The sequence below is a fragment of the Paractinoplanes atraurantiacus genome (genome assembly GCF_900215205.1).
GTDB classification, from domain to species: domain Bacteria; phylum Actinomycetota; class Actinomycetes; order Mycobacteriales; family Micromonosporaceae; genus Actinoplanes; species Actinoplanes atraurantiacus.
In genome coordinates this window covers 1-16,185 of the sequence record NZ_OBDY01000054.1, presented here as the reverse complement: position 1 = coordinate 16,185, position 16,185 = coordinate 1, and the positions used below count along the sequence as shown (strand labels likewise).

The 16,185-nt window shown below is 71.9% G+C and carries 9 protein-coding genes; 6 read left to right on the top strand and 3 right to left on the bottom strand.

Going from position 1 to position 16,185, the window contains the following annotated elements; all coding sequences use genetic code 11:
* Positions 1-69: 69 nt before the first annotated feature.
* The 3 genes from CRP55_RS50345 to CRP55_RS50335 all read right to left on the bottom strand — a co-directional run bounded on the left by CRP55_RS50345 (position 70) and on the right by CRP55_RS50335 (position 3,255).
* Positions 70-846: an ABC transporter ATP-binding protein gene (locus CRP55_RS50345; RefSeq protein WP_245924015.1), complete on the bottom strand. Its 777-nt coding sequence runs from the start codon at positions 844-846 to the stop codon at positions 70-72.
* Positions 847-1,093: 247 nt separating this feature from the next.
* On the bottom strand, positions 1,094-2,236 hold the full coding sequence (locus CRP55_RS50340) for a FecCD family ABC transporter permease (RefSeq protein ID WP_281260875.1): 1,143 nt from the start codon (positions 2,234-2,236) through the stop codon (positions 1,094-1,096).
* Positions 2,233-3,255, bottom strand: a complete 1,023-nt coding sequence (locus CRP55_RS50335; protein WP_097329235.1) for a FecCD family ABC transporter permease — start codon at positions 3,253-3,255, stop codon at positions 2,233-2,235. The genes CRP55_RS50340 and CRP55_RS50335 overlap by 4 nt, the downstream gene beginning before the upstream one ends.
* 242 nt (positions 3,256-3,497) lie before the next feature.
* Here CRP55_RS50335 and CRP55_RS55510 point away from each other — a divergent pair, with 242 nt between their 5' ends.
* The 6 genes from CRP55_RS55510 to CRP55_RS50310 all read left to right on the top strand — a co-directional run.
* The gene (locus tag CRP55_RS55510; RefSeq protein ID WP_245924012.1) at positions 3,498-4,520 is read left to right on the top strand and encodes an ABC transporter substrate-binding protein; all 1,023 of its coding nucleotides are present in this window, start codon (positions 3,498-3,500) and stop codon (positions 4,518-4,520) included.
* Positions 4,521-5,120, top strand: a complete 600-nt coding sequence (locus CRP55_RS53775) for a GNAT family N-acetyltransferase (RefSeq protein WP_245924011.1) — start codon at positions 4,521-4,523, stop codon at positions 5,118-5,120.
* Positions 5,121-5,185: 65 nt separating this feature from the next.
* Positions 5,186-5,419, top strand: a complete 234-nt coding sequence (locus CRP55_RS50325; RefSeq protein ID WP_097329234.1) for a phosphopantetheine-binding protein — start codon at positions 5,186-5,188, stop codon at positions 5,417-5,419.
* Positions 5,416-6,912 (top strand): tryptophan 7-halogenase, encoded by a 1,497-nt coding sequence (locus CRP55_RS50320; protein ID WP_097329233.1) that lies wholly within the window; start codon positions 5,416-5,418, stop codon positions 6,910-6,912. The genes CRP55_RS50325 and CRP55_RS50320 overlap by 4 nt, the downstream gene beginning before the upstream one ends.
* Positions 6,909-7,121: an MbtH family protein gene (locus CRP55_RS53770; RefSeq protein WP_097329232.1), complete on the top strand. Its 213-nt coding sequence runs from the start codon at positions 6,909-6,911 to the stop codon at positions 7,119-7,121. The genes CRP55_RS50320 and CRP55_RS53770 overlap by 4 nt, the downstream gene beginning before the upstream one ends.
* 89 nt (positions 7,122-7,210) lie before the next feature.
* Positions 7,211-16,185: non-ribosomal peptide synthetase (locus CRP55_RS50310; RefSeq protein WP_179855709.1), on the top strand; the 8,975-nt coding region annotated here is incomplete at its 3' end.

Genomic DNA, 16,185 nt, shown 5'->3' with positions numbered 1-16,185 from the left:
TATGACGACAGACGAAGCCCGGGCTGTGAAGCTTCGGAGGCGCCAAAGACGGAACGACAGGAGGACAGACTATGAGGACCGCGGTAGGGGCACCACCAGCGGCGTTCCCGTCGCCGGATCGGGGACGACCAGTGCCGCCAGCCCGAACACGTCGGCCAGCAGCTCCACCGTGAAGACCGACTCGGCAGTGCCCTGCGCGACGATGCGGCCGTCCTTCATGGCCACCACGTGGTGAGCGTAACGGGCGGCCAGATTGAGGTCGTGCAGCACCATGACGATGGTGCGGTCGCGTTCCCGATGGAGGCGGTCCACCAGGTCGAGCACGTCGATCTGGTGACTCAGGTCCAGATATGTCGTGGGCTCGTCCAGCAGCAGGACCTCCGTGCCTTGGGCCAGGGCCATGGAGATCCAGGCTCGTTGGCGCTGGCCGCCGGAGAGGGCGTCCACCGGGCGCTCGGCCAGCTCGCGCATGTCGGTCCACTCGAGGGCCTCGGTGACGATGCTCTGGTCGGTGGGCGACCACTGGCGGAACCAGTTCTGGTGCGGGTGCCGGCCCCGCATGACCAGGTCGGCGACCGTCAGGCCGTCGGGCGCGACAGGGCTCTGGGGCAGCATGCCGATGATGCGGGCGACCTCGCGGGTGGGCATCTTGTCGATGCGCTGACCGTCGAGGAGCACCTCACCGTCGCGGGGGCGCAGCAGGCGGCCCAGGGCGCGCAGCAGGGTCGACTTGCCGCAGCCGTTCGGCCCGACCACCGCGGTGATTGCGCCGTCCGGGATGTCCAGGTCGAGCCCGTCCACGACGATGTCCTCGCCGTAGCCGAGCCGTAGGCCGCGCGCCCGCAGCCGCGGCTCCCGCGATTCGGCCGCGCCGGCGCGGCCGAGGGCGAGGGCGGGAGCGGGGGCTGAGATGGCCGGCTCGGGCGAGGCCTGGACGGTAGCGGACCGCACGGCTGGCTGTGCGGGGAGATGCGCGGCTGGCTGTGCAGGGAGGTGCTCGGCTGGCTGTGCGGGGAGGTGCTCGGTCGGCTGTGCGGGGAGGTGCTCGTCGTTGGCCGCGGTCATCGGTGACGCTCCTCGGTCGTCAGGACGGTCATGCGGAAACCCTTCGATTGACGCGTACGAGCAACCACAGCAGGTAGGGGGCGCCGACGATCGCGGTGACCAGGCCTACCGGCAGTTCGCGGTCGGGTAGGACTGTGCGGGCGGCCAGGTCGGCGGCCACGACCAGCAGGGCGCCGAGGATGGCGGAGACCACCAGCGGTGGGCGGGAGCCGCCGCAGAGACGGAGGGCGATCTGGGGGACTACGAAGGCTACGAACTCGATGGGGCCGGCTGCGGCCACGGCGGCTGCGGCCAGGGCTACGGCGGTCAGCACCACTGCCAGGCGGGCCAGTTGGAGGCGTATGCCCAGGGCCTGGGCCACGTCGTCGTCGAACTGCATCGCCTGGAGGGTGAAAGCGGTGGCGGCGGCCAACGGGAGGAGGACCACCAGGGCTAGGGAGAGGGGGCGGACCTGGGCCCATTCGGCGCCGGCCACCGAGCCGTTGAGCCAGATCGTGGCTCGGGTGGCGTCGACGATCTCGGCGCGGACCAGGAACCAGGAGATGCCGGCGGTGAGGATCTCGCCGACGCCGATGCCTACGAGCACCAGGCGGAAGCCGTCGATGCCGCGGCGCCAGGCCAGGACGTAGACGAGGACGGCGGTGACCAGAGCCCCGGCCAGGGCGGCGAAGGGCACAGCGGAGGAGGAGTAGCCGAGGACGATGACTGCGACGGCGCCGAGGGAGGCGCCGTGGGTCACTCCGAGGACGTCGGGGCTGGCCAGTGGGTTGCGGGCGAACGTCTGGGTGAGCGCGCCCGAGACGGCCAGGGCCGCGCCCACGAGCAGCGCGACCAGGATGCGGGGGAGGCGCAGGTCGAGCACGATGAGCTTCTGGGCCGGGGTGCCGCCGCCGAACAGCACCTGGACGACGTCGCCCGGGGCGATCGTGAAGCTGCCGTGGCCGATGCTGAAGACGGCTATTGCCAGGGCCGCGACGAGGCCGGCGGCGCCGACGGCCACGGCGCGCGGCGACACGGTGCCCGAGAAGGGGCCCGCCTGGACGACGCGCCGGCCGGCGGGCGCGACAGGCACGCCGGGCGTGACGGAGCCGGTGGGCGCGACAGGCACGCCGGGCGTGACGGAGCCGGCGGGCGCGACAGGCGCGCCGGGTGTGGCGGGTGCTTTGGTCACAGCTTGACGACCCCCTGTCGGCGGCGGACCAGGGCTATGAAGAAAGGGGCGCCTATGGCGGCCAGGACGATGCCGGTTTGGAGTTCGCCGGGGCTTACCACTACGCGGCCCAGGACGTCGGCCAGCAGCAGCAGCGTGGCGCCGGCCAGGGCTGAGCACGGGATCAGCCAGCGGTGGTCGGGTCCGGTGAAGGTGCGGGCCACGTGCGGGACTATCAAGCCCAGGAAGCCGATCGGGCCGCAGGCTGCTGTGGCGGCGCCGGCCAGTAGGACGATGGCTGTCACGCCAACGACTCGGGCTGCCGTCACTCGCTGGCCCAGGGCTCGGGCCACGTCCTCGCCCAAGCCCAGGGCGTTGAGGGCGGGGGCGTTCACGAAGGCCAGCAGCAGTCCGAGCAGGATGAACGGGAGCACCTGCACTGCCACGTCGGCGTCGCGGCCCGACAGGGAGCCGACCACCCAGAAGCGGAAGACGTTCAGGCTGGCGTCGTCCGACAGGAGCAGGGACTGGGTGAACGAGGCCAGCAGGGCGCTGATCGCCATGCCGGCCAAGGCCAGCGTCACGGGGGTGGGGCCGCCGCGGCGGCCCGAGGCGATGCCGAAGACGGCCACGCTGGCGGCCAGGGCGCCGGCGAACGCGAACCAGATGTAGCCGGTGAGCTGGGCGGCACCCCACTGGATGCCGATCACCACGGCGAAGGACGCGCCGGCCGAGATGCCGAGCAGGCCGGGGTCGGCCAGCGGGTTGCGCGTGTGGCCCTGGATCAGGGCGCCCGCCGCGCCCAGCGCCAAGCCGACCAGCACGCCCAGCACCGTGCGGGGCAGGCGCAGCTCGCGGACGATCGCCGTGGCCGGCGCCGTCGGGTCCGGGTCGGTGACCGCCTGCCACACCGCGGCGGGAGTGAGCCACTGTGCACCGATCGCCAAGCTCAACACCACCGCCACGGCCGCCGCCGCGAGCAGCGTGACCAGCACCCACACCCGGCGGGACGGACCGGCAAGCCGGACATCGACCGCCATCCGATCCCCCCAAAGGACGAGAACGCGCTGACAAGAGCGAACGTGCTGAAAGAACGAACGTGCTGACAAGAACGAGAACGCTGACAAGAACGAAAACGTGCTGACCAGAACGAGAACGTGCCAACAAACGATGCACAGTCTCGTGCAACCGGTCGATGGAAGGTTAGCCTTACCAAAACTCCGACCCTGCCTTGCCCCCACGAACCGACGTCGCTTAGCTTAGGCAAACCTAACTTGCGAACGTGAGGTCCGAAATGTCCATAGCCAGACGTGTCTTCGCGGCGGGAATCGCCGCCACCGCCGGGCTTGCCCTGCTCAGCGGGTGTGGAGGCAGTGACGCTGACGACGCCGCGGCGCCGGGCGCGTCGACGGCGGCCGCCGCCAGCTTTCCGGTCTCGCTGACCCACAAGCTGGGCACGGCCGAGATCAAGGCGGCTCCACAGCGGATCGTCGCGCTGTCCGATGCCGACCTCGACGCGCTGCTCATGCTCGGCGTGCAGCCGGTCGGCGTGGCCGAGTCGTCCGGGCCCGACGGCATCACCGAGTGGGCCAAGCCCCTGCTCACCTCCAAGCCCACCGTGCTCACGGCCGGCGACACCGGCTTCGACGTGGAGAAGATCGCGGCGCTGGCGCCCGACCTGATCCTGGCCGGCGGCGACTACTACATCGACGACGAGTACGCCAAGCTCAGCAAGCTCGCGCCGACCACCGCCTACGAGACCACCGGCGCCTTCGAGGACCCGTGGCAGACCACGCTCCAGCAGGTGGCCAAGGCGATCGGCCAGGACGCCAAGGCCGCCCCGATCATCACCGAGGTCGAGGGCAAGATCGCCAAGGCGAAGACCGATCACCCGGAGCTGGCGGGCAAGGAGTTCTCGCTCAGCCAGATGTGGGAGGCCGGCTCGATCGGCGTGCTGCGCTCCGACAAGGACGCCGGCGTCAAGATGCTCAACGACTTCGGCATGAAGCTGGCCCCGGCGGTGGCCGCGCTCAAGGGCGAGGACTTCGCCGTGCAGCTCAGCCTGGAGAAGGTCGGCGTGCTCGACGCCGACACCACGCTCATCTACTACGCCGAGCCGTCGCTGCAGCCCACTCTCGAGGGCAACACGCTCTTCAAGAACCTCGAGTCGGTCAAGCGCAAGTCGTACATCGCCCTGACCGGCCCGCAGTTCAGCTCGCTGCGCACCCCGACGCCGCTGTCGGTGCAGTACATCATCACCGACGTCCTGCCGACGATCGCCACCGCGGCCAAGGCGGCTTCCTGAGTGTCCACCCGTGAGGTGACGGCCGGTCTCGCCGCGGCCGTGGTCGCGGCGGGGCCACCTCCGGCGCCCGTCCTGGCGCCGCCCTGGTCGCATCGCCTGCTCTCCCCGGAGGGCACGGATCCCGGGCTCGTCAGCCGCTGGATGAACGAGCCGCACGTCGACCTCTTCTGGGAGCAGGCATGGTCGCCCGAGCGCTGGGCCGGCGCCATCGCCGAGCAACTCAAAGGCCACTTCTCCAGGCCCTACATCATTGAGTACGAGGGTGAGCCGCTCGCGTACGTCGAGATCTACCGGACTCCGCGGGACGTCGTCGGGCAGGTGTACGACGCCGACCCGTACGACCTCGGAATCCACCTGGCCATCGGCGACAGGACACGAACCGGGCGCGGGCTCGGGCGCGAGATGGTGCGCGCGATCACCAAGGGGCTCAACGAGAAGGATCCTCGTACGCGAAGGGTCCTGGCCGATCCTGACGAACGGCACGCGATGGCCCGGCGCATGTTCGCCGGCGCGGGTTTTCAGTTGATGGGTGTTCGAGATCTTGGACACAAGCGGGCTGCGCTGCACATCTGCGACTTATCAGCAGAAAGAGGGAGATGAATCCTTTACTCACGCGAAATGATCAGGTAAGCCTTACCTAACAAACCACCGAAGGAAGAGCGCTGATGACCGCATCCCTGAGCCTCGAACGTCTGCGCAGCGACGTCGCCGAGGTGCTCGCCGAGGAGCCCGGCACGTTCGCCGACGACGACAACCTCATCGACCGCGGCCTCGACTCGATCCGGCTCATGAGCCTGGCGACGCGGTGGCGTGAGGCCGGCTTCGCCGCCGGATACCTCGATCTGGCGCAGGAGCCCACCGTGAAGGCCTGGTACAACCTGGTGGAGGCGCAGCGATGAGCACGCTTGCCGAGAACGTCGACGTCGTCGTGGTGGGCGGTGGCCCCGGCGGATCGACCGTCTCCACCCTGCTCGCCCAGCGCGGCCACCGCGTGGTGCTGCTGGAGAAGGAGAAATTCCCCCGCTACCAGATCGGCGAGTCGCTGCTGCCGTCCACAGTGCACGGCATCGGCCGACTGCTGGGCGTCACCGAGGAGCTGGAGAAGGCCGCGTTCACGGTCAAGCGCGGCGGCAGCTTCCGGTGGGGCACCAACCCCGTGCCGTGGAACTTCCTGTTCGCGGTCGCCCCCGAGCTGTCCGGCCCGACCTCGTACGCCTATCAGGTCGAGCGCATGAAGTTCGACGACATCCTGCTGCGCAACGCCGCCGCCAAGGGCGTCGACGTGCGCGAGGAGAGCCAGGTGACCGAGGTCATCGCCGACGACGAGCGGGTACGCGGCATCCGGTACACCGACAGCGAAGGCGTGCCGCACGAGATCCGGGCGTCCTTTGTGGTCGATGCCTCCGGCAACCGCAGCCGGATCCATCAGAACGTGCGGGGCGAGCGGATCTACTCCGACTTCTTCAAGAACATCGCCATCTTCGGCTACTTCGAGGGCGGCCAGCGCCTGCCCGCCCCCGACTCCGGCAACATCCTGTGCGCCGCCTTCGACGAGGGCTGGATCTGGTACATCCCGCTGTCCGACACGCTCACCAGCGTCGGCGCCGTCATCTCGCGCGAGCACGCGGCCAAGCTGCAGGGCGACCAGGAGCAGTCGCTGCGCGGCTTCATCGACCGCTGCGAGATCGTCAAGGGCTTCCTGTCCGGCGCGACTCGGGTCACCGAGGGCACGTACGGCGAGATCCGCACCCGCAAGGACTACTCGTACACCAACAGCTCGTTCCACCGGCCCGGCATGGTGCTGGTCGGCGACGCGGCCTGCTTCATCGACCCGGTCTTCTCCACCGGCGTGCACCTGTCGACCTACGCGGGCCTGCTCGCCGCCCGGTCCATCAACAGCGTGCTGGCCGGCGACATCAGCGAGGACCGCGCCTTCGAGGAGTTCGAGGGCCGCTACCGCCGCGAGTACCGGGTGTTCTACGAGTTCCTGTCGGCCTTCTACGACATGCAGAGCAACGAGGACTCGTACTTCTGGAAGGCCCGTAAGGTCACCAACCTCGAGGCGACCGACCTCGAGGCGTTCGCGACGCTGGTCGGCGGCGTGCACTCCGGCGAGCAGGCCTTCACCAACGCCGGCGCGCTGGTCGAGGAGTTCCAGAAGTCGTCGGCCGGGCTGGCCGACGCGGTCGAGCGCACCGGCAGCATGCAGACCGAGTCCGGCGAGCGCATGCACCACCTGTTCGGCACCCCGGTGGTGCGCGAGGTGATGACCGAGATGAACAACATCCAGGTCCGCGGTGTGCGCGGCGCGGACGCGTTCGAGGCTCCCCTGCTCGAAGCGGGCCTCGTGCCCAGCCCGGACGGTCTGTCGTGGACGGAGGAGGCCAAGTGACGACGAATCCCTTCGAGGACGAGGACGGCCGCTACCTCGTGCTGGTGAACGACGAGAACCAGCACTCGCTCTGGCCGGTGTTCGCCGAGGTTCCGGCCGGCTGGCGGGTCGTGTTCGGCGAGGACAGCCGGGCCGCCTGCCTCGACTACGTCGAGAAGAACTGGACCGATCTGCGCCCGAAGAGCCTGATCGACCTCGACGCCGTCTAACCGTCGCCCTGTTTCGCGGACCGCCGCGCCGATCTGTCACCGGCGCGGCGGGCTCCGCCCTGCGCTCAGCACCACAAGGAGCCCCGACCGTGCCCGATCGACTCGAACTCTCCGCCGCCCAGGCGGGTGTCTGGTACGCACAGCACCTCGACCCCGGGCCGGCCTTCACCACGGCCGCCGCCGTCGACATCGACGGCGACATCGACCCCTCGCGCTTCGAGCGGGCCTTGCGGTGGGTGCTGGGCGAGGCCGAGGCGCTGCGCGCCCGATTCGTGGGTACGGCGGAGGAGCCGCGCCAGGAGATCGTGGCCGACCCGCAGTGGCGGCTTCAGGTGCTCGACCTGAGCGATGCCGAAGCCGACCGGTGGGTGCAGGCCGACCTCGCCACCCCCATCGACTTGGCGGAGGGTCCCGTCTTCGCGGAGGCGCTGATCCGGCGCGGGGCCGGGCGCTGGACGTGGTACCAGCGTTGCCACCACATCGTCATGGACGCCTACACGTCGGCGTTGGTGGCGCAGCGGGTGGCTGCCGTGTATTCCGCGCTGGCCAAGGGCGAGGAGCCTTCACACAATCCGTTCGGTTCGCTCGCCGACGTGGTGGCCGAGGACGTCGCCTACCGTGCGTCGCCCGGATATGACAAGGATCGCGAGTTCTGGCGTGAGCGGCTCGCCGGCGTCGAGGTTCCCGATCTGGCGTCAGGTCCGGCCCGGCCGGGTCCCGCCTTTCTGCGCCACCGCGTCGTGGTTCCGGCGGCGGCTGGGCTCGACGCGCTGGGGGCGACGAGGGTCGAGGCGATCCTGGCCGCCACCGCCCTGTACGTGCACCGGCTGACCGGCAGCGACGAGGTCGTGCTGGGACTGCCGATGATGGGCCGGCTCGGCTCGGTCGCGGCCCGCGTGCCGGTCACCGCGGTCAACGTTGTGCCGCTGCGGATCCCGGTCAGCCCCGCCCAGAGCATCGGCGACCTCGTGCGCCGGGTCGGCGACGAGGTGAAGGCGATCCGGCCGCATCAGCGCTACCGCGGTGAGGACATTCGCCGCGACCTGGGTCTGGTCGGCGGCGAGCGTCGGCTCGTCGGGCCGTGGGTGAACATCAAGCCGTTCGGCGCCTCGCTGAGCTTCGCGGGGATGCGGGGCACGCCGCGCTACATCGCGGCCGGGCCGGTCGACGACCTGTCGATCACCGTGGACGACCGGGGCGGCGACGTCCTCGAGGTCGTCTTCGACGGGAACCCGGCCCGCTATTCGCCGGAATCGCTGGAGGCGCACGCGGAGCGCTTCACGGCGCTGCTCACCATGCTCGCGGCAACGGATCCGGCCACTCCCACCGGCCGCATCGGGCTGGTGGACGCGCCGTCGATCGACGACACCGTTCACGCGCTGCCGTCCGAGGGCTTCGATTCCCTTTGGCGTGAGCAAATTGCCCGTACGCCGTCGGCCGTGGCCGTGACAACGCCGGGCGGCCCGGCGCTGACCTACGCCGAATTGAATGCGCGGGTCGAGGAGCTCGCGGCCCGCCTGGCCTTGCGAGGGGCCGCACCGGGCCGGATCGTCGCGATCCGCCTGCCGCGCACGGCCGAGCTGCTCGTCGCCCTGCTCGCGGTGCAGCGGACCGGAGCCGCCTATCTGCCGCTCGACCCGTCCTTCCCGCAGGAGCGGCTCGCGTGGATGCTGACCGACAGCGCCCCGGCCCTGCTGATCGACGGCGACGGCATCTCCGCGTTCGAAGCGCCCGGCTCCGTCAGCGAGGATGCGGCCTACGTCCTCTACACCTCGGGCTCGACCGGCCGGCCCAAGGGCGTGGTCGTCACCCGGCGCAACCTCGTCAACTTCCTGCTGTCGATGCGGTCGCTGATCCCGCTGACGGAACAGGACCGGCTCCTGGCCGTCACGACGGTCAGCTTCGACATTTCCGCGCTGGAGCTCTACCTGCCGCTGCTGAGCGGGGCGGCGGTCGTCATCGCGGCCAAGGAGTCGGTTCAGGACCCGGTCGTCCTGGCCGAACTGGTCGCCTCGACCGGCGCGACGGTCGTGCAGGCGACGCCGACGCTGTGGCGGGCGCTGACCGACGTGCCGGGTGGAACCTCGGCCGTGACCGGGTTGCGTGTGCTCGTCGGCGGCGAGGCCCTCCCGCCCGATCTGGCGACCGCCCTGCGCGAGACGGCGGCCTCGGTCACCAACCTCTACGGTCCCACCGAGACGACGATCTGGTCGACCGCCTCCCCGGTCGAGACGGACACGGTCACCGTCGGCCGTCCTGTCTGGAACACCCGCGCCTACGTGCTGGACGCGGCCCTGCGGCCCGTTCCGGACGGCTTCCCGGGCGAGCTCTACCTCGCCGGTGAGGGCGTGGCCCTCGGCTACCTCAACCGGCCCTCCCTCACGGCTTCGCGCTTCGTGGCCGATCCGTTCGTGCCGGGCCAGCGCATGTACCGCACCGGCGATCTCGCCCAGCGGCGGCCCGACGGTGACTTCGACGTGCTCGGGCGCGTGGACCACCAGGTGAAGCTGCGCGGCTTCCGGATCGAGCTCGGTGAGATCGAGGCCGCGCTCGCCGCCGCCGGCGGCGTGCGGCGGGCCGTCGCGCTGATCCGCGAGGACCGGCCGGGGGACCGGCGCCTCGTCGCGTACTTCGTCGGCAGCGCCTCGCCCGCCGATCTGCGCGGGCTGCTCGCCTCGTCGCTGCCGGACTACATGGTGCCGGCCGCCTTCGTGGCGCTGGACGAGCTGCCCACGACGCCGAACGGCAAGCTCGACCGCAACGCCCTGCCCGAACCCGACCTGGCCGGGGCCGGCGCCGAGGACGCGCTGCGCACTCCGCAGGAGGAACTGCTCGCCGGTGTCTTCGCGGAGGCGCTCGGGGTGGCCGCGGTCGGCCGCCGCGACGACTTCTTCGCGCTCGGCGGCCACTCGCTGCTCGCGGCGCGGGTCGCGGCCCGGATCCGCACCCTGTTCGGCGCCGACCTGTCGCTGCGCGACGTGTTCGACGCTCCGACGGTGGCCGCCCTGGCCGCGCGCGTCGACACCGCCCGCCCGGCGACCACCATCGCCCGCGGCACCGGCACCGAGATGTCGTCGGCCCAGCGCCGCCTCTGGTTCCTGTCCCGCCTGGACGGCCCCAACCCGACGTACAACCTGCCCCTGGCCCTTGATTTCGTTGGCGCCCTTGACATCGAGGCGCTGCGGGCCGCCCTGAACGACCTGGTCGACCGGCACGAGCCGCTGCGCACCGTCTTCGCCGATCGCGACGGCGAGCCGCACCCGGTCCTCTGGGACGCCGCGGTCGAGCTGCGGACGGGGACGTCGATCGCCGAGGCCGTCCGCGAGCCCTTCGACATCGCCGCCGAGACCCCGATCCGGGCCTATGTCGTCGAAAACACCCTTCTGCTCGTCGTGCATCACATCGCCGGCGACGAGTGGTCGCTCACGCCGCTGCTCGACGACCTGGCCACCGCCTACGCGGCCCGGCTCGTCGGCGAGGCGCCCGCGTGGGCGCCGCTGCCGGTCCGGTACGCGGACTACGCCGCCTGGCACAACGGGCTCGACCTCTCCCGCCAGGTGGACTACTGGCGTATGGCGCTGGCGGGCGCACCCGAATCGCTGCGCCTGCCCACCGACCGGCCCCGTCCGCCCCGCGCGGGCGAGGCCGGCGGCACGGTCACCTTCCCGATCGACCCGTCCGTGCGCGAGCTGGCCCGGCGCCACGGCGTCACGCTCTTCATGACGGTGCAGGCCGCGGTGGCCGCGCTGCTCCACCGGATGGGCGCGGGGGACGACATCCCGCTCGGCACGCCGGTCGCGGGCCGAGGCGACGACGCGCTCGAACGGCTCGTCGGATTCTTCGTCAACACCGTCGTTCTCCGTACGGACGTGAGCGGCGATCCCTCGTTCGCCGATCTGCTCCAGCGGGTCCGGGAGACCGATCTGGCCGCGCTGGCCCATCAGGATCTGCCCTTCGACCGGCTCGTGGAGGAGCTCAACCCGGCGCGGTCCCTGGCCCACCACCCGCTCTTCCAGGTGATGGTGTCGTACCAGGCGGCGCTGCCCGAGGTGGCCGGCTTTCCGGGCCTGACCGTGTCGCCGCGGCTCGTGGACACCGGCACGGCCAAGTTCGACCTCACCTTCGACGTCGCCGAACGGCCCGAGGGTCTCGTGGGCACCCTGGAATACCGGGCCGACCTGTTCGACCGGGAAACGGTGGTGGCGCTGGCGTCGCGGTTCACCCGGCTGCTGGCGGCGGTCACGGCCGCGCCGGGCCGGCCGATCGCCGACATCGATCTGCTGACCGAGGGGGAGCGCCAGGCGGTCACGTCCGATTGGCAGGGTGTACGCCGGGAGGTCGCCCCCCGCACCCTCGCCCAGCTCTTCGCGGCGCAGGTGACCGAACGGCCGGACGCCGTGGCCGTGGAGGACGACGACCGCACGCTGACCTATCGCGAGCTGAACGCCCGCGCCAACCGGCTGGCCCACCGGCTGATCGCCGGCGGCGCCGGCCCGGAGCGGGTGGTGGCCGTGCGCCTGCCCCGCTCGGCCGACCTGCTGGTGGCCCTGCTCGCCGTCACGAAGACCGGCGCCACCTATCTGCCGCTCGACGTGCACCACCCAGCCGATCGCATCGCCCACCAGCTCGCCGACGCCGCACCGGTTCTCACCGTCGACTCCGTCACCGGTGTGTCCGACGATGACTCCGACCCCGATGTGATCGTCGATCCGGCCACGGCGGCGTACATCATCCACACCTCGGGATCGACCGGCCGCCCGAAGGGTGTGGTCGTCCCGCACGCGGGCCTGGCCGCTCTGGTCGAGTCGGTGCGGACGGTCTTCGGTACGGGGCCGGGGACCCGTGCCGCCCAGTTCGTGTCGCCGACCGTGGACGTGGCCTTCAGCGAACTGGCCGCCTCGATCCTGTCCGGCGGCACGCTCGTCGTCGTCCCCGAACAGGCCCGGCTCGGCGCCGCCCTGGGCGAATTCATCACCGAGCGCCGCCTGACCCACGCCGACCTGCCGCCGGCGCTGCTGGCCGCGCTGCCCACCGGCGCCCTCCCGCCCGGAGTGACACTGACCGTCGGCGGCGAGGCCACGCCGGCCGACGAGGTGCGCCGCTGGCGGGCCGGTCGCAAGCTCATCAACGCCTACGGCCCGACCGAGGCCACCGTCACCGCCACCACGTGGGAGGCGGCGGACGGCCCCGTGCTCATCGGCCGCCCCGACCTCAACCGCACCGCCCACGTGCTCGACGCCCGCCTGCGCCCGGTGCCGCCCGGCGTCCCCGGCGAGCTCTACCTGGGCGGCGACGGCCTGGCCCGTGGCTATCTGGGCCGTTCCGCGCTGACCGCCGCGCGCTTCGTGGCAGATCCTTTTGGCGCGCCCGGCAGCCGCCTCTACCGCACTGGCGACCTGGTCCGGCGCACCGCCACCGGCGCGCTGGAGTTCCTGGGACGCACCGACGACCAGGTCCAGATCCGCGGCTTCCGCGTCGAGCCGGCCGAGGTCGAGGCCGTCCTGGCCGGGCATCCCGCCGTCGCTCAGGTAGCCGTGGTCCCGCGAGGCGGTCACCTGGTCGCGTATGCCGTCACCCGGGGCCCGGTCGTCGCCGAGGAACTGCGCGACCATGCCGCCGCGACGCTTCCGGGGCCGCTCGTGCCGGTGGTCGTGCTGCTCGATGCGCTGCCTGTCACGGCGAGCGGCAAGGTGGACAAGCAGGCGCTGCCCGAGGTGACCGTGGAAAGCTCGTCCGAGCCGCCCACGGGACCGGTGGAGAGCGCGCTGGCCGCCATCGTCGAACGGCTTCTGGGTTTGGGGGCCGGGGCGGTCGGCCGGCACGACGGGTTCTTCGCGCTCGGCGGGGACAGCATTCTCTCCATCCAGCTCGTGTCCCGGGCCCGGGCGGCGGGTCTGAGGATCGCGCCGCGCCAGGTGTTCGAGCACCAGAGCGTCGCCGAGCTGGCCCGCGTCGCCGAGGCGGTGGAGACGGTATCGGTCGCGGAGTCCGGTGCCGGAACCGTCCCCGAGACCCCGATCATCGCCTGGCTGCGCGAGCTGAACGCGCCGGTGGACCGCTACTCGCAGGCGCTGCTCGTCCGAACGCCCGGCGGTGTGGACGTCGCCGGCGTGGTGCGCACGGCTCTGGCGCCACACGACTTGCTGCGCGCCCGCCTCGTGCGCGGCGTGGGTCGTTGGGCGCTCGAGGTCCCGCAGGGGCCGCTCGAGGTGAGCGTCCGGGTCGTGGACGCGCGAGGGCGGGATCTGGCCGGGCTTGTCGCGGTCGAGCGGGAGAGGGCCGCTGACCGGTTGGATCCGGCGGGCGGTGTGATGGTGCAGGCCGTCTGGTTCGACCGGGGGGACGAGGCGGGACGGCTGCTGCTCGTCGCGCATCACCTTGTCGTGGACGGCGTCTCGTGGCGCATCCTCGCCGAAGACCTGGCCGCCGCGGCCCGCGGTGAGCGGGTTGCCGCGTCGGGCACCCCGTTCCGGGCCTGGGCGGCCGGCCTCAACGCCGCGGTCGCCGCCCGCGCGGCGGAGGTGGACCTGTGGCGGGCCACCCTCAGCGGGCCCGTGACCCGCCTCGGCGGGCGGCCGCTGGACCCGGTCCGCGACAACGCGGGAAGTCTGCGGCAGGTCACCGTCACGGTTGACGCGTCCATCACCACGCCGTTGCTGACCACGGTCCCGGAGACGTTCCGGGCCGGAGTTCAGGAGGTGCTGCTGGCCGGCCTCGCCCTCGCTCTTTCCCGGCGCACCGGCACGAGCGCCGAGCCCCTGATCGGCCTGGAGGGCCACGGCCGCGAGGAGCAGGTCGTCCCCGGCGCCGACCTGGTCCGCACGGTCGGCTGGTTCACCAGCGAATACCCCGTCCGGCTCCCGGCCGCGACCGGGGGACCGGCCGCCGTCGTGCGGGGCGTCAAGGAGCGCCTGCGCGCCGTCCCGGACGGCGGCGTCGGCTACGGCCTGCTCCGCTACCTCGGCGCCTTCCAGCCGGCGAACGAGCCCGAGGTGCTCTTCAACTACCTCGGGCGCTTCGGGAGCGCGGAGACGGCCGACTGGGCACCCGCGCCCGAGCTTCCCGCCGCTCACGCGGTGGCCGAGCCGGGCATGCCGGTGCGGCATCGCGTCGCGGTCAACGTGGTGGCCGTGGACACGCCGGACGGGCCGGTTCTGCGGGCCTCGTTCGACTATCCCGGCGGGGCCGTCGATGAGCAGGACGCACGGCGGCTGGCCGACGATTGGCTGGCCGCGCTCGTCGCGGTGCGGGCGGCGGCCTCCGAACCGGGGGCCGGGGCGCTCACTCCGGCCGACGTGCTCCTCACCGGAATCGGCGCCAAGGAGCTCGCCGAGCGGTGGCCCGGCGCGGTCGACGTGCTGCCGCTGTCGCCGCTGCAAGAGGGGCTCTACTACCTCGCCGGGCTCGACGACGAGACCGACGTCTACACCGTCCAGCAGGTCTTCACGCTCAGCGGGCCGGTCGACGCCGACCGTCTGCGGGACGCGGCGGCGAGGTTGCTCGACCGCTATCCGAACCTGCGCGGGGCCTTCGACCGCACCGAGGACGGCCGGCCCGTGCAGGTCGTCCCCGGTGCGGTCGAGGTGCCGTTCGAGGTGGTCGACGCGGGCGACCTCGACGCGCTGCTGCGCCACGAACGGGCGCGGCGCTTCGACCTGGCCGCGCCGCCGCTGCTGCGGTTCGTGCTGGCCCGGGCCGGCAAGAACGATCACCGGCTGATCCTCACCCAGCACCACCTGCTCATGGACGGCTGGTCGGGTCCCCTCGCGATGCGCGACCTGTTCGCTTTCTACGCGGGCACCGCCACGGAATCGCCGCGCCCCTACCGCGACTACCTGGCCTGGCTGGCCCGGCAGGACCCGGCCATCACCCGGGCCGCCTGGCAGGACGCGTTGCTGGGCCTGGAAGAGCCCACCCTGGTCGCCCCCGGCGCGCCGGCCATCGCCACCCTGCCCGAGGTTGCCGAAATCGTCCTGGACGAGACCGAGACGGCTTCTCTCTCCGCGGCGGCCCGGGCGCACGGGCTGACGCTCAACACCGTCGTGCAGGGCGCCTGGGCGCTGCTGCTGGCCGAGGTCACCGGGCGTACGGACGTCGTCTTCGGCGCCACCGTCTCCGGGCGGCCGGCCGCGCTGCCGGGTGTCGAGGACATGGTCGGCCTGTTCATCAACACCGTGCCGGTGCGCGTGCGGCTGCGGCCGGAGGAGAGCTGGCCCGAGCTGCTGCGCCGGGTGCAGGCCGAGCAGGCCGCACTCCTGGACCACCAGCACGCGAGCCTGGCCGAGATCCAGCGGCGGGCCGGGCTCGGCGATCTATTCGACACGCTGACCGTCTTCGAGAGCTACCCGACGGGCACGGCCGTGCCGGACGTGGGCGACCTCCGGATCGGCGGCGGCATCCCGGTCGACGCCACGCACTACCCGCTGAGCCTGGTCGTCGTGCCGCACAGCCGTCTCCGCCTGCGCCTGGAACACAGGCCCGACATCTACGACACGACCGCCGCCGAACGCCTGCTGAATCGATTCCGGGCGCTGCTCGACGCCTTCACGGCCGCGCCACAGACCACGATGGCGGCGCTGCCGGTCAGCGGACGGCAGGCCGCGACGACGCTCGACATCCCGCCGACCTCGCTGCTCGACGAGTTCGACGCCACCGTGCGCCAAACCCCCGGTGCCGTCGCGCTGCGTTTCGGTTCTGCTTCCTTGACGTACGCCGAATTGCAAGCGCGAGTGGAACGACTGGCTCGCGTGCTGGTGTCTCGCGGCGCCGGCCCGGAGAAGGTCGTGGCGGTGCTGTTGCCCCGCACCGAGGACGCTGTGGTGGCGTGGCTGGCCGCGCTGAAGTCGGGCGGCGTCTACCTGCCGATCGACGTGGACTACCCGCGCGAGCGCATCGACTATCTGCTGGAGGACGCGGCGCCGGCGGTCGTGGTGACGCCTTCAATGCTGGGCGAGGCCTCCGACGCCGCGCTGCCGGTCATCGATCCGTGCTCGGGTGCCTACCTCATCTACACCTCGGGATCGACCGGGCGGCCCAAGGGCGTCGTGGTCGAGCACGCCAGCCT